Origin of the sequence: Micromonospora sp. WMMD961 (genome assembly GCF_029626145.1) — a bacterium.
Classification (GTDB): domain Bacteria; phylum Actinomycetota; class Actinomycetes; order Mycobacteriales; family Micromonosporaceae; genus Micromonospora.
On the sequence record NZ_JARUBJ010000002.1, the window covers coordinates 337,435 to 359,068 of the forward strand.

The 21,634-nt window shown below is 72.0% G+C and carries 15 protein-coding genes; 11 read left to right on the top strand and 4 right to left on the bottom strand.

From position 1 onward, the window contains the following. Window positions 1–53: 53 nt before the first annotated feature. Window positions 54–635 carry a TetR family transcriptional regulator gene (locus O7614_RS01690; RefSeq protein WP_278136742.1) on the bottom strand — a complete coding sequence of 194 codons (582 nt, stop codon included), beginning with the start codon at window positions 633–635 and terminating at the stop codon, window positions 54–56. A gap of 107 nt (window positions 636–742) precedes the next feature. Here O7614_RS01690 and O7614_RS01695 point away from each other — a divergent pair, with 107 nt between their 5' ends. Then, entirely contained in the window at window positions 743–1,900 is a 1,158-nt protein-coding gene (locus O7614_RS01695; protein WP_278136743.1) for an FAD-dependent oxidoreductase, read from the top strand. Here O7614_RS01695 and O7614_RS01700 read toward each other — a convergent pair. After that, the gene (locus tag O7614_RS01700; RefSeq protein ID WP_278136744.1) at window positions 1,897–3,132 is read right to left on the bottom strand and encodes an MFS transporter; all 1,236 of its coding nucleotides are present in this window, start codon (window positions 3,130–3,132) and stop codon (window positions 1,897–1,899) included. The genes O7614_RS01695 and O7614_RS01700 overlap by 4 nt on opposite strands. A 121-nt stretch (window positions 3,133–3,253) precedes the next feature. Here O7614_RS01700 and O7614_RS01705 point away from each other — a divergent pair, with 121 nt between their 5' ends. From O7614_RS01705 to O7614_RS01740, 8 genes are all read left to right on the top strand, one after another. Continuing rightward, window positions 3,254–5,047, top strand: a complete 1,794-nt coding sequence (locus O7614_RS01705; protein WP_278136745.1) for an HSP90 family protein — start codon at window positions 3,254–3,256, stop codon at window positions 5,045–5,047. Next, window positions 5,044–7,929 (top strand): hypothetical protein, encoded by a 2,886-nt coding sequence (locus O7614_RS01710; RefSeq protein WP_278136746.1) that lies wholly within the window; start codon window positions 5,044–5,046, stop codon window positions 7,927–7,929. The genes O7614_RS01705 and O7614_RS01710 overlap by 4 nt, the downstream gene beginning before the upstream one ends. Window positions 7,930–8,012: 83 nt before the next feature. Further along, a complete protein-coding gene (locus tag O7614_RS01715; RefSeq protein ID WP_278136747.1) occupies window positions 8,013–8,612 on the top strand; it encodes a TetR/AcrR family transcriptional regulator in 600 nt (199 codons plus the stop codon). Window positions 8,613–8,685: 73 nt separating this feature from the next. Continuing rightward, window positions 8,686–10,053, top strand: a complete 1,368-nt coding sequence (locus O7614_RS01720) for a biotin carboxylase N-terminal domain-containing protein (RefSeq protein ID WP_278136748.1) — start codon at window positions 8,686–8,688, stop codon at window positions 10,051–10,053. A gap of 147 nt (window positions 10,054–10,200) precedes the next feature. Then, window positions 10,201–11,121 (top strand): hydroxymethylglutaryl-CoA lyase, encoded by a 921-nt coding sequence (locus tag O7614_RS01725; protein ID WP_278136750.1) that lies wholly within the window; start codon window positions 10,201–10,203, stop codon window positions 11,119–11,121. A 160-nt stretch (window positions 11,122–11,281) separates the two neighbouring features. Next, window positions 11,282–12,814, top strand: coding sequence for an acyl-CoA carboxylase subunit beta (locus O7614_RS01730; protein ID WP_278136751.1), 1,533 nt, complete (start codon window positions 11,282–11,284; stop codon window positions 12,812–12,814). Between the two features lie 116 nt (window positions 12,815–12,930). Further along, the gene (locus O7614_RS01735; protein ID WP_278136752.1) at window positions 12,931–14,079 is read left to right on the top strand and encodes an acyl-CoA dehydrogenase family protein; all 1,149 of its coding nucleotides are present in this window, start codon (window positions 12,931–12,933) and stop codon (window positions 14,077–14,079) included. Between the two features lie 126 nt (window positions 14,080–14,205). Next, a complete protein-coding gene (locus tag O7614_RS01740) occupies window positions 14,206–16,860 on the top strand; it encodes a helix-turn-helix domain-containing protein (RefSeq protein ID WP_278136753.1) in 2,655 nt (884 codons plus the stop codon). Between the two features lie 248 nt (window positions 16,861–17,108). Here the strand turns inward: O7614_RS01740 and O7614_RS01745 are convergent, their stop codons facing one another. Continuing rightward, the gene (locus O7614_RS01745; RefSeq protein WP_278136754.1) at window positions 17,109–17,615 is read right to left on the bottom strand and encodes a MarR family transcriptional regulator; all 507 of its coding nucleotides are present in this window, start codon (window positions 17,613–17,615) and stop codon (window positions 17,109–17,111) included. 100 nt (window positions 17,616–17,715) lie between these two features. On the opposite strand from O7614_RS01745, the gene O7614_RS01750 reads away from it, so the two are divergent. Together O7614_RS01750 and O7614_RS01755 are read left to right on the top strand one after the other, a co-directional pair. Further along, window positions 17,716–18,297 carry a YceI family protein gene (locus tag O7614_RS01750; protein WP_278136755.1) on the top strand — a complete coding sequence of 194 codons (582 nt, stop codon included), beginning with the start codon at window positions 17,716–17,718 and terminating at the stop codon, window positions 18,295–18,297. A 292-nt stretch (window positions 18,298–18,589) separates the two neighbouring features. After that, window positions 18,590–20,068: a glutamate--cysteine ligase gene (locus tag O7614_RS01755; protein ID WP_278136756.1), complete on the top strand. Its 1,479-nt coding sequence runs from the start codon at window positions 18,590–18,592 to the stop codon at window positions 20,066–20,068. Window positions 20,069–20,201: 133 nt separating this feature from the next. Here the strand turns inward: O7614_RS01755 and O7614_RS01760 are convergent, their stop codons facing one another. After that, a complete protein-coding gene (locus O7614_RS01760; RefSeq protein ID WP_278136757.1) occupies window positions 20,202–21,590 on the bottom strand; it encodes a hypothetical protein in 1,389 nt (462 codons plus the stop codon). Window positions 21,591–21,634: the final 44 nt, after the last annotated feature.

Sequence of the window (21,634 nt, forward strand, 5' to 3'; positions counted from 1 at the left end):
CCGTCCCGATGCGCGTCACCTGGCAGACGCACGGGAGTGGCGAAAAGGTTGGGTCAGCTTCCCGGCGTGCCGGTCAGGTAGCGCTGGAGGGTCGGTGCGATCCAGGAGACCAGGTCGTCGGCCGGCATGTCCACCATGGGTGGCAGGCGGACGACGTACCTGGTGAAGGCGAGGCCGAGGATCTGACTGGCCACCAGCCCCGCACGGCGGGCGGTCGTCGTCGGGTCGGTGCCGAAGGTGGCCACCGCCGCGGTGAGCTGGTTGGCGAAGATGTCGCGCATGCGTTCGGCGGCACCGGGGTTGGTGCTGGCGGCCCGCAGCAGCGCCACGAGCGTCTCGTCACCGCCCCACCGGTTGAGGAAGTGCCGGACGAGGGTCTCACCGAGGTGCTCGGGCGGGATCGGCGTCAGGTCGGGCAGGCGCAGGTCGAACTCGGCCGCCGCCGCGAAAAGACCCTCCTTGCTGCCGTAGTAGCGCATGACCATCGACGGGTCGATCCGGGCGTCGGCGGCGATGGCCCGGATGGTGGCGCGTTCGTACCCGTCCGCCGCGAACCGTTCACGGGCCGCTCGCAGGATCGCCGCCCGGGTGGCGTCCGAGCGGCGGGGTTGGGTCGGCGGGGCGGGCACTGTCATGTCAACGACCGTATGCCAACACCTGTTGACACACAATCGGCGCCCTCCTACTGTTGCCAACAAACGTTTGCCAACAGATGTTGGCAACGGTCGTTCCGGAGGTGGCCATGCTGCCCACGAGTACCGACGTCCTGGTGGTGGGCGCCGGCCCCACCGGCCTCGCCACCGCGCTGACACTGGCCCGGCGCGGGGCGGAGGTGACCGTCCTCGACCAGGTCGCCGACCCGCCGGTGACCTCCCGCGCCGCGGTCGTGCACGCGTACACCCTGGAGGTGCTGGACCGGATCGGCGTCGCGGCGCTGCTGGTCGCCCAGGGGGTGCGGGCGCCGCGCTTCACGGTCCGCGACCGGGACCGGGTGCTGCTGTCGGTGCCGTTCCACGAACTGCCGTCCCGCTTCCCCTACGCGCTGCTGGTCTCCCAGGCCGTTACCGAGAAGGTGCTCACCGACCAGTTGGCCGACCTGGGGGTGCGAGTGCGGCGGCCATGCCGCCTGAACGGCCTGAGCCGCACCGCCGACGGGGTGCGCGCCCAGGTCGACGGCACGGACCTGCGCGCCCGGTACGTGGTCGGCGCGGACGGCCTGCACAGCACCGTCCGGCAGTCGGCTGGCATCGGCTTCACCGGACCCGCCGACGAGGAGTCCTTCGTGCTCGCCGACGTCCGCGTGCGCAGCGCGCTGCCCCGCGACGAGGCGGCGCTCTTCCTCGCCCGCCCCGGGCCGCTGGTCTGGGCGCCGCTGCCGGACGGTGTGGTCCGGCTGGTCGCCGCCGTGGCGACGGCACCGGCCGAGCCGGACGCGGCGCACCTCCAGGCGCTGCTCGACGAGCGTGGCCCGACGCGGCGACCCGACCGGGTGATCGAGGTGCTCTGGGGGTCCCGGTTCCGGGTACGCCACCGGATCGCCGACACCTTCCGGTCCGGGCCGGTGCTGCTCGCCGGGGACGCCGGCCACGTGCACAGCCCCGCCGGCGGTCAGGGCATGAACCTCGGCATCTGCGACGCGGTGGCCCTCGGCACCGCCCTCGCCGACGTGCTGGACGGCGGCCCGGAGACGGCGCTCGACGACTACAACGCCCGGCAGCGGCCGATGGCCGAGGACGTGCTCAGCTTCGCCGCCGGGCTGACCCGGCTCGCCACCACTCCGCCGGCCCGCCGGCCGGCCCGCGACGTGCTGCTCCGGCTGCTCGGTGCCGTACCACCGGCCCGGCGGCGGATCGCGCTACGCCTGTCCGGGCTGTCCCACCGGGAACGGACCCCGGGCTAGGCTGCGCCGACCGTGCGGGAAGCAGGCCGCGCGGCCGGGCGCAGTGTCCGCCACGCCGCCACGGTGACCAGCGCGAACGTGCCCGCCGCCGCGCCCGTCACCGGCACCGTGCCGTACGCCGCGGCGGCCAGCCCGGCGAGCACCGCCCCGACCGGTGCGGTGAGCAGACCGACCATCCGCTGGGCCGCGCCCACCCGACCGAGCAGCCCGGCCGGCACGTGCCGCTGCCCGTACGACGCCCACAGGCTGTTCCACATCACAGTGCCGCCAGCGAAGACGGCAAGCGCGATTGCACCCGGCACCGGATGTCGGGCCAGCGCGAATCCGGTCAGCGCCACCGTCTGCGCGGTGAGCACCGCGCACAACGCGGGCACCGTACCGAGCCGGACGGCGAGACGACCCGCACCGAGCGCCCCGGCCACGCCGCCGAGGATCGCAGCCGCAGCGAACAGCCCGTACCCGGCCGGCGGCACCCGCAGGACGTCCAGCGCGTAGAGCACCTGCACCGCAATGATGCCGCTGATCGCCAGGTTGCTCGCGGCGGAGAGCAGCGTGACCCTCCACAGTGTTTTGTGCCCGCGCAACCACCGCACCCCCTCGACGATCTCGGCCCACACCGCGCCGCGCCGTGCTCCGGCTCCGGAATCCGCCCGCGCGGCGGGAGCCGGGGCGAGCGCCAGCACCAGTACGGCGGCCACGGCGAAGGTGACGGCGTCCACGGCGAACGGAAGGGCCGGGGCGGTGGCGAAGAGGACGCCGGCGGCGGGAGCGCCGATGAAACCACCGGCCACGGCCGTACCCGCCTGAAGTCGGCCGTTCGCCCGGGGCAACGCGTCCGGCGGCACCAGCGCGGGAAGCAGTGCGAACGAGGCGGAGTCGAACAGGGTGCCCAGCGCGGCGAGGAGGAACGCCGCCGCCAGCAGCACCAGCACGCTGGCCCGATGGAGGGCGACCGCCGCGGCCAGTGCCGCAACCACGACGGCGCGTACCCCGTCGACCATTGCCATCGTCCGACGACGGTCCCAGCGGTCCGCGTACACGCCGCCGAGCAGGCCGAAGAGCAGCGGTGGCAACTGACCCACCACGGTGACCGCCGCGATGACCCGGGGGTCGCGGGTAACGGTCGCGGCCAGCAGGGCCAGGGCGGGGGTACGCAGCGCGTCCCCGAACCGCGACGAGACGGCGGCGGACCAGAGCAGCCGGAAGTCCCGGCCCAGAGCTGTGGAGGTCATCCGGTGACCGTGCGGGATCGACCGGGTCGAGGGTCAAGCCGCCGGGCGAAAGGGGGACGCGCCTGTCGGTGATCATCGGTACGGTGGGCGCCGGCATGTCGGGACCGGGGGAGAAACACACGTGGACCACACCTTCCAGGTCGACCTCCGTGGCGTGGTCGACCTGCTCAGCCACCACCTCTACGGCAGTCCGCGGGTCTACGTGCGCGAGCTGCTGCAGAACGCTGTGGACGCGATCACCGCGCGGCGCTCGACCGAGCCGGACGCGCCGGCCCTGGTCCGCATCGAGACTCCGGAGACCACCGGTGACGGCACGCTGCGGGTGCACGACACCGGCATCGGCCTGACCGAGGCGCAGGTGCACGAGCTGCTGGCCACCATCGGCCGCAGCTCCAAGAGGGACGAACTCGGCTTCTCCCGGCACGAGTTCCTCGGCCAGTTCGGCATCGGCCTGCTCTCCTGCTTCCTGGTCGCCGACGAGATCCAGGTGTTCACCCGCAACGGCGAGAACCCCACGGTGCGTTGGACCGGGTACGCCGACGGCCGGTACGCGGTCAGCCTGGCGCCACCGGAAGCTTCCCGCGCCGAACCGGGCACCACCGTCACGCTGGTGCCCCGCCGCGACGCCGACCAGTGGTTCGCCACCCCGACCGTCACCGACCTGGCCCGGCTCTTCGGGTCACTGCTGCCGGTCACCGTCCGGGTCGGCGACGTGGTCACCACCACCGGCGAACCGCCCTGGCCGACAGTGCCCGGCGCGCCGGTCGACCGGGCGGCGCTGATCGCGTACGCCCGGGAGACGCTCGGCGTCGACCCGTTCGACGTGCTGCCGCTGAGCGTGCCGGAGGCCGGGCTGACCGGTGTCGCCGTCATCCTGCCCACCCCGGTGAACCCGGCGGCCCGTGCCGGGCACCGGGTCTACCTCAAGCGCATGCTGCTCACCGAGAACGCCGACGGGCTGCTGCCGGACTGGGCGTTCTTCGCGCACTGCGTGGTGGACGCCAGCGAGCTGCGCCCCACCGCCAGCCGGGAAGCCCTCTACGAGGACACCCTGCTGACCACGACCCGCGAGGCGCTCGGCGACCAGGTACGCGGCTGGCTGGTCCGGCTGGCCCGGCACGACCCGCACCGGCTGGCCGAGTTCCTCCAAGTGCACCACCTGGGCGTGAAGGCGTTGGCGCTGCACGACGACGAGATGCTCCGGCTGGTCGACCGGTGGTGGCCGATGGACACCAACGTCGGCACGCTCACTCTCGCCGAGTTCCGGGAGCGCCACGGCGTGCTCCGCTACGCGGCGAGCCTGGACGAGTTCCGTCAACTCGCCGCGGTGGCCGCCGCGCAGGACCTGGCGGTGGTCAACGGCGGCTACACGTACGACACCGAGCTGATCGAGCGGCTGCCGGCGGTGGACCGCTCGGTGCTGATCGAACGGCTGGAGCCGAGCGACCTGACCACCCGCTTCGAGGCGCTCGACCCGCAGGCGGAGTTGGCGCTGCGACCGTTCCTCGCCGCCGCGCAGCGGGCCGTCGAACGCTCCGGCTGCGAGGTGGTGATCCGGGCGTACGACCCGGTGTCGCTGCCCGCGCTCTACCTGGTCAGCAGGTCGGCGGCGTTCAACGACCAGCTGGCGGCAAGCCGGGAGCGTGCCGACGAGCTGTGGGGCGGGGTCCTCGACGCGCTCGCCGCCACCGCGCCGCCGGACCGCCCGCAGTTGGTGCTCAACCACCGCAACCCGTTGGTCCGCCGGGTCACCGCGCTGGCCGACCCGGAGCTGGTGGGGCTCGCCGTCGAGGCGCTGTACGGCCAGGCGCTGCTGCTCGGTCACCATCCGATCCGCGCCGCCGACGCGGCGCTGCTGAACGATTCCTTCCTCGGCCTGCTCGGCCGGGCCGTGCCGGGACAGGAGCGAGCATGAGTGACGAGGATCTGTGGCGGGTGCTGCGCGGCATCTCCGACATGCCGTACGGGGCGGGGCAGATCGCCGCGCTCGAGCAGTTGTTGCGCCGAGTGGACGCCGCCGACGACCGGCACCTGGCCTTCGTCACCCGGATGCAGGCCACCACCGGGTACATCTACGGTGGTGAGCCGGCGAAGTCCTTCGTGACCTTCTCCTGGTGCCTGTCCGAGTTCGACAGTGACCCGCAGCCCTATCACCAACGTCACCAGCACAACCTGCTGTGGCACTTCAAGTACATGGTCACCGGTCTGCTGAACTTCCCGGAGGTGCCGCTCGACCGCACCTACGCGGTGTTGGACGACATGGAACGCCGCTACCGGGCCGCCGGGCACAGCCTGCAGACCGTCCACAAGCACCGGTTCCGGGTCGCCGACCACGTGGGTGACGCCGAGGCGGCCGCGCACTGGTACCGGCTCTGGCAGACCACCCCGCGCGACGACCTCTCCGACTGCGCCGGCTGCGACCCCACCAGCCAGGTGAACTACCTCGCCGACACCGGGCGGGACGCGGAGGCGGTGGCGCTGTCCGAGCCGGTGCTGGCCGGCCGGCTCACCTGCACCGAGCAGCCGCAGGCGATCCTCACCGCACTGCTCCTGCCGTACCTGCGCACCGGGCGGGACGAGTCGGCGCGCGACGCGCACCGGGAGGCGTACCGCCGGTTGCGCGGCAACCTCGCCGACCTGTGGGACATCGGCGACCACGTCGAGTTCTGCACGTTGACCGGGAACGACGCACGGGCGGTGGAGCTGGTCGAACGGCACCTGGACTGGCTGGACCGGGCGCCGTCGCCGGCCGCCGCGATGCACTTCGCGGCGACGGCCGCCGCCGCGCTGCGCCAGGCCGGGCAGAGTGGCGCGGCGACCGTTTACCGCCGCGCTGGCGAGGGCCGACCGGCCGGCGAGGTGTCGGTGTCGGTGCTCGCCGACGAGCTGACGCGGACCGCGACCGGGCTGGCGGAGCGCTTCGACGCCCGCAACGGGAGCAGCCACCAGTCGGAGTGGATCGCCCGCCGGCTCGCGGTGCAGCCGCGCGGTGAGCACCTGCCGCTGTCCGCGAGCGTCCGCCGTCGCCCGCCACGCCGAAGCGGTGACGAGTCGACAACTCCGGTCCGTGAGGGCTCTCCGGCCGGTGGCGCGACGCGCGCCGCTGTCGTCGAGGCACCCGCACCGGCGGTGCCCGCCGACGCCGGGCCGGACGAACTGCTGGACCTCGCCGAGCAGAGCTGGGGTCGGCACGACCAGGTCACGTTCCGGGCGGCGCTGGCCGCCTACGACGAGCGGTTCGGCTCGGCCGACCTGCCCGCGCGTACGGTCGCCCACCGGACGGCGTTGCGGGCGGCCGAGCACGGCGACCAGGACGACCTGCCGGGCGCGATCGAGTCGAACCGAGCGGCACTGGACCTGTACCGGGCGGAGGGCGACGAGGTGTCCGCCCAGGTGGTCGCCGGGCGGCTCGGCGTGCTGCTGGCCCGGTCCGACGACGACGCCGACGAGGGGTTGGCGTTGGTCCGCCAGGCCGCTGAGCTGCTGGACCGGGACGGCGACGCCCGGCAGCGGGCCGCCGCCCACCATCGGGTGGCGTTGGCGCTGCTCCACCGGGAACGTCGGGCCGACGCGCTCGCGGCACTGGACCGGGTGCCGGCCGACGCGGGTGGCGACCCTTACCTGGCGGCCCGGATCGCGCTGCACCGGGCGCACCTGCTGGAGCAGTCGGAACGTGTCGACGAGGCGCGGGCCGCCGCCGCCGAGTCCCGCCGGATCGGTCGGGAAGTGGGCGTCGGCGAGCTGGTCACGGCGGCCTCCCTGGCGTACGCCAGGACGGTGGACGACCCCGCCGACGCGGTGGCCGCCTGTGACGAGGCGCTGGCGTCGGCATCGACGGACGCGGAGTTGCCGGTTCGCGTGGCCCGGGCCCGTGCGTTGCTCGCGGCCGGCCGGGCCGTCGACGCGGTGGACGACTTCGTCGAGGCGGTGACGCTCTGCGTGGAGCGGGGTGCCGAGGGGGACGCGTTCCTGCGCTGGGAGTTGGCGAACGCGTACCGGATGGTGGGTCGGCTGAGTGAGGCGGCCGAGGTCGCCGAGGAGGCCGTCCTCGGTCTCGACCGGCTGGGCGCCCAGGCCGAGGCGGACCGCTGCCGGCATCTGCTGGCCGGCGTGTACGCCGGGCTCGGCGAGATCGATCCGGCGCTGGCCCTGCTGGGGCAGTTGGCCGACAACCTGGATGGTCCGGACAACCTCCCGCATCGGGCGCAGGTGCTGGAGGAGGCCGGGGGCATCCTCTACGAAGCGGACCGGGACGCGGCCGGCGCGGAACGGTTCGCCGCAGCCGCCGAGGCTTACCGGCTCGGCGGCCTGCCGCTGGACGAGTTGCGGGCCCGCCGGCGGGAGGCGTACGCCTGGTTCTGGGCCGACGACCGGCCGGCGGCGACTCGTGCCGTCGAGCAGGCGGACGCGCTGGCGGTGACGCTGGCCGGGCAGTCGGAGCCACCCGTGACGTACGAGCTGGCGATGGTCGCCGAGGTCGGGGCACGGGTGCTGACGACCGAGAACCGACCGGACGAGGCGCTGGCACGGCTCGCCGGGGTGCCCGACCGGCTACGGTCGATCGAGGCTTTCGGTGAGGCCGCCCAGGTGGAGATCCTCGCCGGTGAGCTGCTGCTTCGACTGGACCGTCCGGCGGAGGCGGAGCCGCTCCTGCGACGGGTTCTCGGTGGGCTGCCGGCCGGCTCGCGGCCGGTCCGCCAGACGGCCTGGCTGCTGGCCCGTGCCCTGGATCTGCTGGACCGGCCCGCCGAGGCTGCCGCGCTGCGAACGGAGCACGACCTCGACCCGGACGACTGAGCATGCCGCCAGGCGCTGAGATGTGCTCAACCGCTCGGTAACCAGCGGCCCACCCTGGCCAGGTCGCGGTCTACGCTTGCCCGGTGACGGTGGAGCAGCAGGCACGGGGTGCGGCGGGCACGGGCCGACGCAGGTCCCGCAAGGACGAGATCCTGGAGATCGCGGTCGGTCTGTTCGCCGCGCGCGGCTACCACGGCGTGTCGATGGACGACATCGGCGCGGCGGCGGGGGTCACCGGACCGGCGCTCTACCACCACTTCGCCGGCAAGGAGGCGATGCTGGCCGCCGCGTTGATCCCGGTCAGTGAGGGCCTGCTGGCCGGTGGACGGGAACGTGCCGCCGGGCACCCGGACGACCCGCGCGCGGTGCTGGAGTCGCTGATCGATTTCCACGTCGAGTTCGCGCTGGCCAACCCGGCGGTGATCGCTCTACACCTGCACGAGTTGGACCGCCTGCCGGAGGAGCCGAGACGACGGATCCGTCGCCTGCAACGGCTCTACGTCGAGGAGTGGGTGACAGTGCTCACCGCCCTGCACCCCGGCATGCCCGACGGCGAGGCGCGGGTGCTCGCGCACGCCGCGTTCGGGTTGATGAACTCGACCCCGTTCCTCGGCGGTGAGGTTGACCGGCGTCGCCGGGCCGAGCTGCTGCGCGGCGCGACACTGGCCGCGTTGCTCGCCTGAGCCCGACTCGTCAGAGGTTCGTCGGTCATGATTCCCTAACCACCGTCCCACCATCCGGACGCCGGGAGGAAACATGATCGAGTCACTGCTGGTAGCCAATCGGGGTGAGATCGCCCGCCGGATCATCCGGACCGCCAAGCGGCTCGGCATCCGCGCGATCGCGGTCCACTCGGAAGCCGATGCCGACCTGCCGTTCGTCGCCGAGGCGGACGAGGCGGTCCTCATCGGCCCGGCGAACCCGGCGCTGAGCTACCGCAACACCGAGGCGATCCTCGCCGCCGCGAAGGCGACCGGTGCGCAGGCCATCCACCCCGGCTACGGCTTCCTGTCGGAGAACGCCGAGTTCGCCCGTACCGTCGAGGCGAGCGGCCTGATCTGGGTCGGCCCCGGCGCGGACGCGATCACCGCGATGGGCGACAAGATCAATGCCCGGAACCTGATGGCGGCGGCCGGTGTTCCGGTCGCGCCGGGCACCACCGACCCGGCAGCCGACCTGGACGCGGCGGTGACGGCCGCCGCCGAGATCGGCTATCCGGTGATGGTCAAGGCCGCGGCCGGCGGCGGCGGCATGGGCATGGGCGTCGCCGTCGACGAGGCCGCGCTGCGCACCGAGTACGACAAGGTGCGCGCGTTCGCCGAGCGGATGTTCGGCGACGGGTCGGTGTTGATCGAGCGGTACTTCCCCCGGGTGCGCCACGTCGAGGTGCAGATCCTCGGCCTGGCCGACGGTCGTGTGGTGGCGCTCGGCGAGCGGGAGTGCTCGGTGCAGCGACGCAACCAGAAGCTGGTCGAGGAGTCCCCGTCCCCGGCGGTCTCGCCGGAGCTGCGGGTTCGCCTTCTGGCGGCGGCGGTGCGGGCCGGCGAGGCGGTCGGTTACCGCAATGCGGGGACTGTGGAATGCCTGTTGGTCCCGCGTCAGCGGGACTCCAAGGGCGACGTCCCCGGCTCCGAAGAGTTCTTCTTCCTGGAGATGAACACGCGGCTCCAGGTGGAGCACCCGGTGACCGAGTACGTCTACGGGATCGACCTGGTCGAGGAGCAGCTGCGGGTGGCGTCCGGGCTGGCGCCGACGTTCGACCCGGACGCGTTGACCCCGCGTGGGCACGCCATCGAGATGCGGATCAACGCCGAGGACCCGAAGCGTTTCCTGCCCGGCCCGGGTGTGGTGAAGACCTGGGTGGAGCCCACGGGTGAGGGTGTCCGGGTGGACTCCGGCTACACCGAGGGCAACACGGTCACCCCGTTCTACGACAGCCTGCTGGCCAAGCTGATCGTCAGCGGCGCGACTCGCGACGAGGTGCTCGAACGCGCGAAGGCCGCGGTCGCCGCGTTCCAGGTCGAGGGCCCGAAGAACAACGTCCCCTTCTTCGCCGAGCTGCTGGAGAACGAGGAGTTCCGGTCCGGCGCCTACGACACGGGCATCGTCTCCCGCATGCGCTGACCACACCCTCCCTCACGCTGGTGATCAAGAGGTTTGCGTCACCAGAGGCCGAAATCCTGACGCAAACCTCTTGATCAACCCTACGGTCGGCGGGGTGGCATGCTGGGATGACCGCCACAGCACTACGTCACAGCGAGGTGACCCCTTATGACGGACCTGTCAGATTTCGTCACGATCCGTGAGGTCGGGCCACGGGACGGGTTGCAGAACGAGGAACCGATCCCGACCGACGCCAAGGTTCGTCTGCTCGACGCCCTCTCCGGCACCGGTGTGCGCCGGATCGAGGCGGTGTCGTTCGTGCACCCGAGGGCGATCCCGCAGATGGCCGACGCCGACGAGGTGTGGCAGCGGGCGGCCAAGGCCGACGGGGTGCGGTACTCGGCGCTGGTGCCGAACACCCGGGGTGCCCAGCGGGCCCTCGCCGCCGGGTTCACCGAGATCGAGGTGGTGGTCTCCGCCAGCGACACGCACAACCGCCGCAACGTCAACCGGTCGACCGAGGAGTCGCTGGACGACATCGCCGAGCTGATCGACCTGCTGCACGGCGCGTCCGCGCGGGTGGAGGTGATCGTGGCGACCAGCTTCGGCTGCCCGTACGAGGGTGACGTCGACCCGGCGCGGGTGGCCGGCATCGTCGACCGGGTGGTGCGGGACGGCGCGGACCGGGTCGCATTCGGCGACACCACCGGCATGGGCACCCCACGTCGGGTCCGTGAGCTGCTGACCGCGGTACGCGACCGGAACGCGAACGTGCCGGTGCTGCTGCACTTCCACAACACCCGGGGAACGGCGCTGGCGAATCTGTTGACCGCGTTGGAGCTGGGGGTGACCGAGTTCGACGCCAGCGTCGGCGGCCTGGGCGGCTGCCCGTACGCGCCGGGGGCGAGCGGCAACCTGGCGACCGAGGAGGCCGTGCACATGCTGCACGACATGGGCATCGACACCGGCATCGACCTGGCGGCCCTCATCGAGGCGGCCGAGTTGGCCGAGGAGTTGCTCGGCAAGACGTTGCCGTCGGGTGTGCTGCGGGCTGGTCCGCGGACCCGACTGACGCCGATGCCGAGCTGAGTGCTCCGCAGGCGCGGGGAGGGGCCGGCACGAGGCCGGCCCCTTCGACGTATCAGGTCAATGTCCCGGCCGAAGGGGCGTCGGTTGATCGCGGGTCGCCGGAGGGTGCGCGAATGCGATAGCCTAACGATCGTTCAGGTCGTTAGGTGAGGGAGTCGGCGTGACGCTCGACGGTGAGGCACTGGAGCAGCTGCGCAAGCGGGCCCGGTCCGGCGGCGCGGACAAGTACCACGCGGCCAACGCGGCAAAGGGCAAGCTCTTCGCCCGTGAACGCGTCGCCCTCCTGGTCGACGAGGGTTCGTTCGTCGAGGACGGCCTCTACGCCAACACGATGGCCGAAGGGTTGCCCGCCGACGGCGTGGTCACTGGCACCGCCACGATCGACGGCCGACAGGTCTGCCTGATGGCCAACGACTCCACCGTCAAGGCCGGCAGCTGGGGCGCCCGCACCGTCGAGAAGATCATTCGAATCATCGAGCGGGCGTACGGCGCCGGCGTGCCGATGGTCTACCTGGTCGACTCGGCCGGCGCGCGGATCACCGACCAGGTCGACCTCTTCCCCGGCCGCCGCGGCGCCGGAAAGATCTTCTGGAACCAGGTGCGCGCCTCGGGTTCGATCCCGCAGGTGTGCGCGCTGTTCGGCCCGAGCGCAGCCGGTGGGGCGTACATTCCGGCGTTCTGCGACGTGGTGGCCCTGGTCGACGGCAACGCGAGCATGTACCTGGGCTCCGACCGGATGGTCGAGATGGTCACCGGCGAGAAGACCACCCTGGAAGCGATGGGCGGGGCCAAGGTGCACACCGCCGAGTCCGGCGTGGGGCACTTCCTCTGCAAGACCGAGGCCGACGCGCTCGACGTCGTGAAGACCTACCTGTCGTACCTCCCGGCGAACTGGACCCAGACGCCGCCGGCCGCGCCGGCCGTCGCCGCGCCCGCGAAGGCCGACCTGGCCGCGCTGGTGCCGGCCAGCGAGCGGCAGGCGTTCGACATGCGGAGGTACGCCAAGGGCCTGCTCGACGAGGGTTCCTTCTTCGAGATCCAGGCCCTCTGGGCCAAGGAGCTGACCATCGGCTTCGGTCGCATCGAGGGGCAGGTCGTCGGCGTGGTCGGCAACAACTCGATGTTCAAGGGCGGCGTTCTCTTCGTCGACTCGGCCGACAAGGCCACCCGGTTCGTGCAGCTCTGCGACGCGTTCAACGTGCCGCTGCTGTTCCTCAGCGACGTGCCCGGCTTCATGGTCGGCAGCGCGGTGGAGAAGCAGGGCATCATCCGGCACGGCGCAAAGATGATCACCGCGATCTCCGAGGCGACGGTCCCGAAGATCTGCGTGGTGGTCCGCAAGGCGTACGGCGCCGGCCTCTACGCCATGGCGGGCCCCGGGTTCGAGCCGGACGCCACGATCGCCCTGCCGACCGCGAAGATCGCGGTGATGGGCGCCGAGGCCGCCGTGAACGCCGTCTACGCCAACAAGATCGCCGCCATCGAGGACGAGACCGAGCGGGCTGCCTTCGTGGCCGCCAAGCGGGCCGAGTACGAGCAGGACATCGACGTCGTCCGGCTCGCCAGCGAGCTGGTGGTGGACGCCATCGTCGAGCCCCACGACCTGCGTACCGAGCTGGTCCGTCGGTTCGCGGCGGCGCGTACCAAGGACCGGCACTTCTCCCGACGCCGGCACGGCGTGACCCCCGTCTGACCCGCAAGGAAGGGCCCCCGCTTAACGCCTGGTGTATAGGAGGGGGCCCTTCCTAACGCTTCAGCCGCTTCCGCGTCACGAGCGCCCGGCGGCCCGCCCTTTCCAGGAGGAACGACATGGACTTCCGGCTCACCGACGAGCAAGCGGCGCTGCGGTCCAGCGTGCGGGACTTCGCGCGCGAAGTGGTCGCCCCGGTCATCGCCGAGCACTACGAGCAGCACACCTTCCCGTACGAGGTGGTCCGGCAGATGGGCAAGATGGGCCTGTTCGGCCTGCCCTTCGCCGAGGAGCACGGTGGGATGGGCGGCGACTACTTCGCGCTCTGCCTGGCCCTGGAGGAGTTGGCCCGGGTCGACTCCAGCGTGGCCATCACGTTGGAGGCGGCGGTCTCCTTGGGCGCGATGCCGATCTACCGCTTCGGCACCGAGGAGCAGAAGGCGACCTGGCTGCCCAAGCTGCTCAGCGGCGAGGCGCTGGCCGGGTTCGGTCTCACCGAGCCGGGCACCGGCTCCGACGCCGCCGGCACCCAGACGCGCGCGGCGCTGGACGGCGACGAGTGGGTGATCAACGGGTCGAAGGCGTTCATCACCAACTCGGGCACCGACATCACGGCCATGGTGACCGTCACCGCGGTGACCGGCACGAACCCGGACGGCTCCAAGGAGTTGTCGACCATCATCGTGCCGACCGGCACGCCCGGGTTCACCGTCGCGCCGGGCTACTCCAAGGTGGGATGGACGGCCTCGGACACCCACGAGCTGACCTTCGACGACTGCCGCGTACCGGCGGCCAACCTGCTCGGTGCGCGGGGCCGGGGTTTCGCCCAGTTCCTGCGGATCCTCGACGAGGGTCGGATCGCCATCGCCGCGCTGGCCGTCGGCCTCGCCCAGGGCTGCGTCGACGAGTCGATCAAGTACGCGAAGGAGCGGCACGCCTTCGGCCAGCCGATCGGCGCCAACCAGGCGATCCAGTTCAAGATCGCAGACATGGAGCTGAAGGCGCACACCGCCCGGTTGGCCTACTACGACGCGGCGGCTCGGATGCTCGCCGGTGCGCCGTTCAAGCGGCAGGCCGCCATCGCCAAGCTGCACGCCAGCACCATCGCGGTGGACAACGCCCGGGAGGCGACCCAGATCCACGGCGGGTACGGCTTCATGAACGAGTACCCGGTCGCCCGCTTCTGGCGGGACTCCAAGATCCTGGAGATCGGTGAGGGCACCAGCGAGGTGCAGCGCATGATCATCGCTCGCGACCTGGGCCTCTAGAAGGCTTCCACCAGACCGTCCGTACCGGGCGGGCTGTCCGTACGGCTGTCGGATTTCGGCGGTTGGGCGTCAATAGCCCGACGTTCGACTGCCGACCGTCGGGGTCCATCCGTACTCTTCGTGCCCATGACTCCGGATCATGGAGGGTCGCGGAGCCCGGCCGGCCGTACCGCCCTGCCGGAGCTGCTCCGCGAGCATCGACGCGCCGCCGGCCTGACCCAGGCCGAGTTGGCGTCCCGGGCCGGGGTCGGTGTGCGGACGGTGCGTGATCTGGAGCGCGGTCGGGCGGTCCGGCCGCAGCGCACCACTGTGGATCTGCTCGCTGCGGCGTTGGCGTTGACCGGCGGCGACCGGACGGCGTTCCTGGCGGCGGCTCGCGGCTCCGGCACCGAGCCGACCCGACCCGACACCACCTCGACGGCGCTCGCGGTCGGCAGCGGAGCCATGTCCTCCGACCGACCGGTCGCCCTTCCGCCTCCGGTCACGCTGATCGGTCGGGACCGCGACATCACCGAGCTGACCGGCATGCTGACCACAGAGGGTGGCCCCCGGCTGGTGAGCCTGGTCGGACTGGCCGGGGTCGGCAAGACCGCCCTGGCGACATCGGTGGCGCACGCGGTGGCCCCCGCTCACCCGGCCGGGGTGACCGGGGTGCTGATCGGTGAGGGCTCGGACGGGCCGGACGTCCTCGCCGCCTCGACGTCCGTGCTCGGCTCGGCGCGGCTGGCGGAACTCGTGGCCCAGCTCGCCGGCCGTCCGGCGTTGCTGGTGATGGACGCGGTGGAACGCGCCCCGGGCCCGGTCGCCGCGACGCTGCACCGACTGATCGCCGCCCTGCCCTCGCTGCGGGTGCTGGTCACCGGGCGGCACCCGGTCGGCCTACCCGGCGAGCGGGTCTGGCCGGTCGCGCCGCTCGACGTGCCACCCCCGGACGTCGACCACGGCGGCCTGGCCACGCTCGAGTCGTGGCCGGCGGTGGCCCTGTTCACCGCCCGGCTGGCTCAGGTCCGCCGGGAGACGCCCACCCCAGACGAACTGCCGGCACTCGCCGCGCTGGTTCGCCGCCTGGGCGGTCTGCCGCTGGCCATCGAGCTGATGGCCGCCCGGGGCCGGCTCCTCGACCTCACCGAGTTGCTGGACCGGTACGGCGACCGGGTGCTCGACCTGGCCGCTCCCGCCGACGCCACGGTCCATCCCGGTTGGGACGCACCGGACGCGCTCACCCACCGGTCGAGCGGCCCTTCTGCGGTGGTCACTCTGCGCGACGCGGTGGCGACGAGTTACCGACTACTGGCACCCGACGAGCGAGCAGCGCTGCGACAGCTCGCCGTGTTCGGCAATCGCTGGTCGGTGGAGTTGGCCGAGGAGATGCTCGCCGACGAGGCCGACCAGGACGGCACGGTGGCGATCGACCCCGTTCCGTTGCTGGACCGGTTCGTCGAGTTGGGGCTGCTGAGCGTACGCGGTACCAATCCGTTCCGGTTCCGGCTGCTCGACGCGGTCCGGGAGTATGCCGTCGAGCAGGCGGCTGGCGGGGGTGAGTTGACCGGCATCCGGCGGCGGCACGCGGAGGTGATCGCGAGGTTGGTGGCGCGCACGGCAGTCGACCTGGTTGGTCCGCGATCGTCCGAGGCGGTGCACCGGCTGGACGAGATGACCAGTGACATCAGCTCGTCGCTGACCCATGCGGCCACTGACGACCCGTTGACCGCGCTGCGGCTGGCGGCCTGCCTGACCCGTTGGTGGCGGTTTCGTGGGCGCGACGTCGTCGGGAGGCAGTGGCTGCGCCGGCTGTTGGCGGACCCGCGTACCGCCGACGCCGATCCGATTCTGCGGGGCTGGGCCGCCCTCGGGGTTGCCCGGCTCGCGGCCGAGCACGGTGCGGGCGCCGACGAGCTGGCGACGGCACGTGCGGCGTTGGCGACCTTCCGGCAGGCCGGCGATGTCGCAGGTGAGCTGGAGGCGCGCAACGTGCTCGGCACGCTGCTGATCGCCGTCGGCCGGCAGGACGAGGCGCGCGAGCAGGCCGAGGCGGTGTTGCGGCTGGCCGCCCGTGATGGACGGACCCGGGACCTGGCGGTGGCCCAGAACAGTCTCGCCTGGCACGAGATCCGGATCGGTGACCTTGCTGCGGCCCGACGGCGGCTCGCTGCGGCGGACCGACTTGCCGCCGAGAGTGGGGAGCAGCGGCTGCGGGTGCTGGTCTGGGCCGGTCGAGCCGAGGTCGCCCGTCTGGAGGGTTGGTACGCCGACGCGGTCGACCGTGGTCGGCGGGCGATGGCGGCGTTGTCCGAGTTGGGTGACCAGGGGCGCCGCCGGCGAACACTCGGGACGGTCGGGTTGGCGCTCGCCCAGGACGGGCGTGCTGCGGAGGCGACCGAGGTGCTCGTCGAGTTACGCGCGGGGATGGCCGAGGCTGCGGCGGCGGGATCGGTGCGCGCACTATCTCGGCGGGCCGTGCCACGCCAGCGCTCCGATGACATGGCGCTGTCCGGGGACGGGCCGGATGTGGGTCTCTGCGCGCTGATCGAGGGCAACCTCGCGCTGCACCGGGGTGACCGGGAGTTGGCTGCCGAATGGTTCGCCGCCGCCGCCGACTCGGGCCAGGATCGCCGGGATGTGGTGGAGGCGCTCGTGGGGCTGGCCGCGAGCACCGCGGACCCGGCGGTCCTCGATCGGCTCGACCGGGTCTGCCGGGAGAGCGGTATCGCGCTGCTGCCTCAGGAGTCGGGACTGCTCTACGCGCTGACCGCCGATCGGGGCGGGCCGGCCGTCGGGTAGCGCCGTGGGGCAGACGCTCCCGGCGCGGTCGAGGACGACCGGGGTCGGGTGAGTGGCGCGGGCGAAGAGCCCCCTTGGTGCTACCCCTCGCTGATCGCCCGCGCCGTTACCCCCCGGTTGATCCCCGGTGCTCGAAGCCTGCCACCGCTACGGCGGCAGAAAGTCGACTTGGCCCGAATCATCCAGCTTGGCGGGGCCAGTTCTGCCGGTCTTTCTGCCGGTGCGATCACCGCGCCGGCATGAGGTGCTCAGGGCTGGGTGGTCTCGGTCTGCTCTGCGAAGCTGGTGTCGTCGCTGCCTGCGGTGGCGCACGGATGTGCGGCGTCGCGGACCCGCCGCAGCCCGTCGAGAAGGGCTGCCAACGCCTCGGGGTCGAGTTGGCCGGTGAACCACTGCTCGATCATCTGTAGGTGGCCGGGCAGCGTCTCGTTCAGTCGCTGCATGCCTGCGGCGGTGACCACCGCGTACGAGCTGCGCCGGTCGTTCGGGCAGGCGCGACGGGTGAGCAGGCCGTCGCGTTCCATCCGGTCCACCACGCGGGTGACCCCGCTGGTCGACAGTGAGGTCTGTGCGGCGAGGTCGGTCATGCGTAGCTGGTTGCCGGGTGAGCGGGCCAGTCGAGTGATGACCTCGAACTCGACCGCGGAGAGGCCGTGCTCCGCGAGTTGGGCGTCGAACCGGGCGGACAACCCGGCGTGTGCCTCGAAGAGCAGGCCGACGGCGGTGATCCGGGGATCGTCGAAGACGTTGGTCACTGGTTCATCCTAGCAGTACTTGACACAGGGAATGTTGTTGCAGTTATAGTTGCTCAAGCAGTCGTTGGGCTACTAAACAATTCTCCTGGAGGACAGCAGCATGACCAGCAGCATCGATGCGGTTACCCGCGACTGGGACGGCCTCACCATCCCGACGGCCGGCACCTACGCGCTCGACGTGGCGCACAAGCGGGTCGGCTTCGTTGCCCGGCACATGATGGTGAGCAAGGTCCGCGGTGAGTTCAACGAGGCGACCGCCACCATCACCGTCGCGGAGGACCCGCTGCAGTCGTCGGTCGTCGCGACCATCCAGGCCGCCAGCATCGACACCACCCAGGCCGACCGGGACGCGCACCTGCGCAGCCCCGAGTTCCTGGACTCCGAGAAGTTCCCGACGCTCGAGTTCCGCAGCACCGGGGTCAAGTCCCGCAGCGGCAACGAGTTCGTGCTCGCCGGTGAGCTGACCATCAAGGACGTGACCCGGCCGGTCGAGCTGGAGGTGGAGTTCGAGGGTGTCGGCCGCAGCCCGTTCGGCCAGGACATCTTCGGCTTCTCCGCGAGCACCGAGATCGACCGCGAGGAGTTCGGCCTGACCTGGAACGTCGCCCTGGAGACCGGGGGCGTGCTGGTCAGCCGCAAGATCAAGATCGAGATCGAGGGTGAGGCCGTCCGTCAGGCCTGATGCCTTCCGGATCACCGGTACGCAGGGCCCGCGCCGCACGTCGGCGCGGGCCCTGCGTCGTCTGCCACCCGAGGCGACGTCGTGGTAATTGTCACGAGTTGTTCGCACCGCATCGGGTCGTGTCGGCCCGTCACGGGGTACAGATGGCGCCACGAGTACGTCCGCTCGGGTCGATGACGGATCACCGCCGTCGGCCTCTGGCCCCGGTCAGGTGGGCGCTCTTACCGTGGATGGTTCACAATGCGCTTCCGGGACGGCAGGATCCCGACCGCGCCGGCTGTCGGGAGGACACATGGGCAGGGACGTCTCGCAGGGTGCCTTCACCCGGGACGATCGCGTCCGCTACCGGCAGAAGGTCCGGCGGTGCCTGGACGTCTTCGCTCTCATGCTCGACGACTTCGGGTTCGACGCCGACCGGCCGATGACCGGCTTGGAGATCGAGCTCAACCTGGTCGACTCGACGGCCGAGCCGGCGATGCGCAACGAGGAGATCCTCGCCGACATCGCCGATCCGCTCTTTCAGACGGAGTTGGGGCAGTTCAACCTCGAACTCAACGCCGAGCCCCGACTGATCGAGGGCACCGGCTTCGCTGACTACGAGCGTGACCTGCGCGGCAGCCTCTCCCGGGCCGACGAGCGGGCGGCCCGGTCCGACGCGAAGATCGTCCTGGTCGGCATCCTGCCCACCCTCACCGAGGGGCACCTGGTCGAGGACAATCTCTCCACCAACGAGCGCTACCGGGTGCTCAACGACCAGATCGTCGGTGCCCGCGGCGAGGACATCGAGCTGGACATCCGCGGCGTCGAGCAGTTGCGGACGCACACCGACTCGATCGCCCCCGAGGCCGCCTGCACCAGTCTCCAGTTCCACCTCCAGGTGGCACCCGACAGCTTCGCCGACTACTGGAACGCCTCCCAGGCCATCGCCGGTGTGCAGGTGGCGGTCGGAGCGAACAGCCCCTTCCTGTACGGCCGCCAACTGTGGGCGGAGACCCGGATCGCCCTGTTCCAGCAGGCCACCGACACGCGCCCGGACGAGCTCAAGGCCCAGGGGGTACGCCCCCGGGTGTGGTTCGGCGAGCGGTGGATCACCTCGATCTTCGACCTGTTCGAGGAGAACGTCCGGTATTTCCCGCCACTGCTGCCGATCTGCGAGGACGAGGACCCGGTGGAGGTGCTGCACGCCGGCGGCGTACCGCAGCTCGGGGAGTTGAGGCTGCACAACGGCACGGTCTACCGGTGGAACCGCCCGGTCTACGACATCATGAACGGCCGCCCGCACCTGCGGGTGGAGAACCGGGTGCTGCCGGCCGGTCCGACGGTGGTGGACATGCTCGCCAACGCGGCCTTCTACTTCGGGTTGGCTCGCGGTCTGGCCGAGGCGGATCGTCCGATCTGGAGCCAACTCACCTTCAGCTCCGCGGAGGAGAACTTCCACGCTGCCGCCCGACGTGGTCTCGACGCCGTGCTGCACTGGCCCGGGCTCGGTGACGTGCCGGTGACCAAGCTGGTCCTGGAGCAGTTGCTGCCCACCGCGGCGGCCGGCCTGGACGGGTTCGGTGTCGCGGCGGCCCAACGGGACCGGCTGCTCGGCATCATCGAGCAGCGCTGTCGGACCGGTCGCAACGGCGCCGTCTGGCAGACCGAGGCGGTCTGGGCGGCGGAGCGGCGGTACGGCATGGACCGGAAGGACGCGCTGCACCACATGGTCCAGCGTTACGCGGAACTCCAGCGCTCCAACGAACCCGTCCACACCTGGCCGGTCAACTAACTCTTTCCCACCCCCAGCCCCACCCCTGGTCACCCCCGCGTTGATCATGAAGTTATTGCCCCCGACGCGCCGCGGGATGGCAATAACTTCATGATCGACAGGGGTGAGCGGGGGTGGCCGGGGGTGGTTGGGTTCAGTCGGTGGTGGGGCGGGTGGCGCGGCGGGTCGGGCGGGCGCGCCGGATAGTTGGTGTCGGGTCCTCGTTGGCAGGATCGGCTGACCCGGAAAGATCTGGGTTCCCCCGTGGCGCAGGCACCCTGGGTAGCGCATCTTCGTCCGGTCGGGCACTCGCCCCGGCTGCCTCCGGCACGGCGGCTCTGCGGCGGCGACCCGCGGCGCCGGTCGACGGCTCGGAAGCCGACGGCTCCGAGTCGGCGCCGGCGGCCGAAGCGGGATCGACCCGAGGGGTCGGGATCGGCCCGCCAGCGGTGGAAGGGGCCAGCTCGGCCGGGGCGGCAGAGGCCGAGTCGGCAGCCGTCGCCGGCGCAGTCGACCCGAGCTGGGTGGTCAGGTTCCGGTCGGCTCGCTCCGCGAGAACGGCGGCCAGCACCGAGCCGGCGACGCCGGCGATCACCGCGTACGGGGCGACCAGTTGGGTGGACAGCTGCGCGGGGCCCAGCGTCGACCAGTGCGGCAGTGTGGTCAGGTAGGCGAGCGCGACGAGCACCGGACCGGCAGCGCCGGAGGCCGCCGCGCCGACCCGGTGTCCGGTCGAACGGGCTGCCCGCAGGGCGGCCAGAACGCCGATCAGCAGCGCGGGTACGAGTGCCAGCAGCGCACCGGGCCAGTAGAGCTGACCACCGATCCAGTACCGCGAATGGTCCGGGTCGAGCTGCCAGGTGCCCAGTTGAGCACCGGTCAACCCTCGTCCGACGCGTACTCCGTCTATCACCGAGACCACCGCGAGCAACCACAGCCAGGCGGCCGTCGCGGTCACGTTGACCGCGGCTGCCCGGGAGCGCAGCGCCCAGATCGCGACGACCACGCCCAGCAGGATGCCCAGCATCGCCTGGACGGCGGCCGTCCGTTGCGGTGCGCCGGTGTCCGCACCGGTGGCGACCCGCGCGGGTACGGCGATCAGCAGCACCGTCACCAGGCCGCCGATCCCGGCGCCGAGCGCGAGGGCCACCCGGCGCAGCAGACCGCCGGGCTCGGCGGGTGCGCTCGCCCGCTCCGTCTCCGGGCCGGGGACGTCGACCGCAGGGGGACGCCCGCCTGGCTGGGTGGCCTGCTCCGGCGCGGTGGTGGATTCGGAGGAATCCGTCGCCTCCGACACAACCGGCCGCGCCGCGCCGCGTTGGTGCAGTCGCTGCGCGCAGACCGCGCCGAGGACCGTTGAGCTGGCGGCGAGCCAGGTGGCCCAGGCGAGGCCGTCCGCCCAGGCGGTGTCGGTGGCCCCGGCCTCGGTGGGCGTCCAGGCGATGACGCCGAGCCCGTAGCCGAAGCCCAGTTGGGCGGCGCCCGCGCCGGCAGCGACCCCGATCGCCGTGACGATCGATACTCCCCAGCCCTGTCTGGCCATGCCGGGCAGCGTAACGTCCCGTCGTCGGCGCGGCGAGTCGCAAC

Coding starts and splice junctions, on each gene's coding strand:
- O7614_RS01760 (WP_278136757.1), bottom strand. CDS start 21,590: ATGGCCAGACAGGGCTGGGGAGTATCGATCGTCACGGCGATCGGGGTC.
- O7614_RS01735 (WP_278136752.1), top strand. CDS start 12,931: ATGGACTTCCGGCTCACCGACGAGCAAGCGGCGCTGCGGTCCAGCGTG.
- O7614_RS01700 (WP_278136744.1), bottom strand. CDS start 3,132: ATGACCTCCACAGCTCTGGGCCGGGACTTCCGGCTGCTCTGGTCCGCC.
- O7614_RS01720 (WP_278136748.1), top strand. CDS start 8,686: ATGATCGAGTCACTGCTGGTAGCCAATCGGGGTGAGATCGCCCGCCGG.
- O7614_RS01690 (WP_278136742.1), bottom strand. CDS start 635: ATGACAGTGCCCGCCCCGCCGACCCAACCCCGCCGCTCGGACGCCACC.
- O7614_RS01740 (WP_278136753.1), top strand. CDS start 14,206: ATGACTCCGGATCATGGAGGGTCGCGGAGCCCGGCCGGCCGTACCGCC.
- O7614_RS01710 (WP_278136746.1), top strand. CDS start 5,044: ATGAGTGACGAGGATCTGTGGCGGGTGCTGCGCGGCATCTCCGACATG.
- O7614_RS01750 (WP_278136755.1), top strand. CDS start 17,716: ATGACCAGCAGCATCGATGCGGTTACCCGCGACTGGGACGGCCTCACC.
- O7614_RS01725 (WP_278136750.1), top strand. CDS start 10,201: ATGACGGACCTGTCAGATTTCGTCACGATCCGTGAGGTCGGGCCACGG.
- O7614_RS01695 (WP_278136743.1), top strand. CDS start 743: ATGCTGCCCACGAGTACCGACGTCCTGGTGGTGGGCGCCGGCCCCACC.
- O7614_RS01755 (WP_278136756.1), top strand. CDS start 18,590: ATGGGCAGGGACGTCTCGCAGGGTGCCTTCACCCGGGACGATCGCGTC.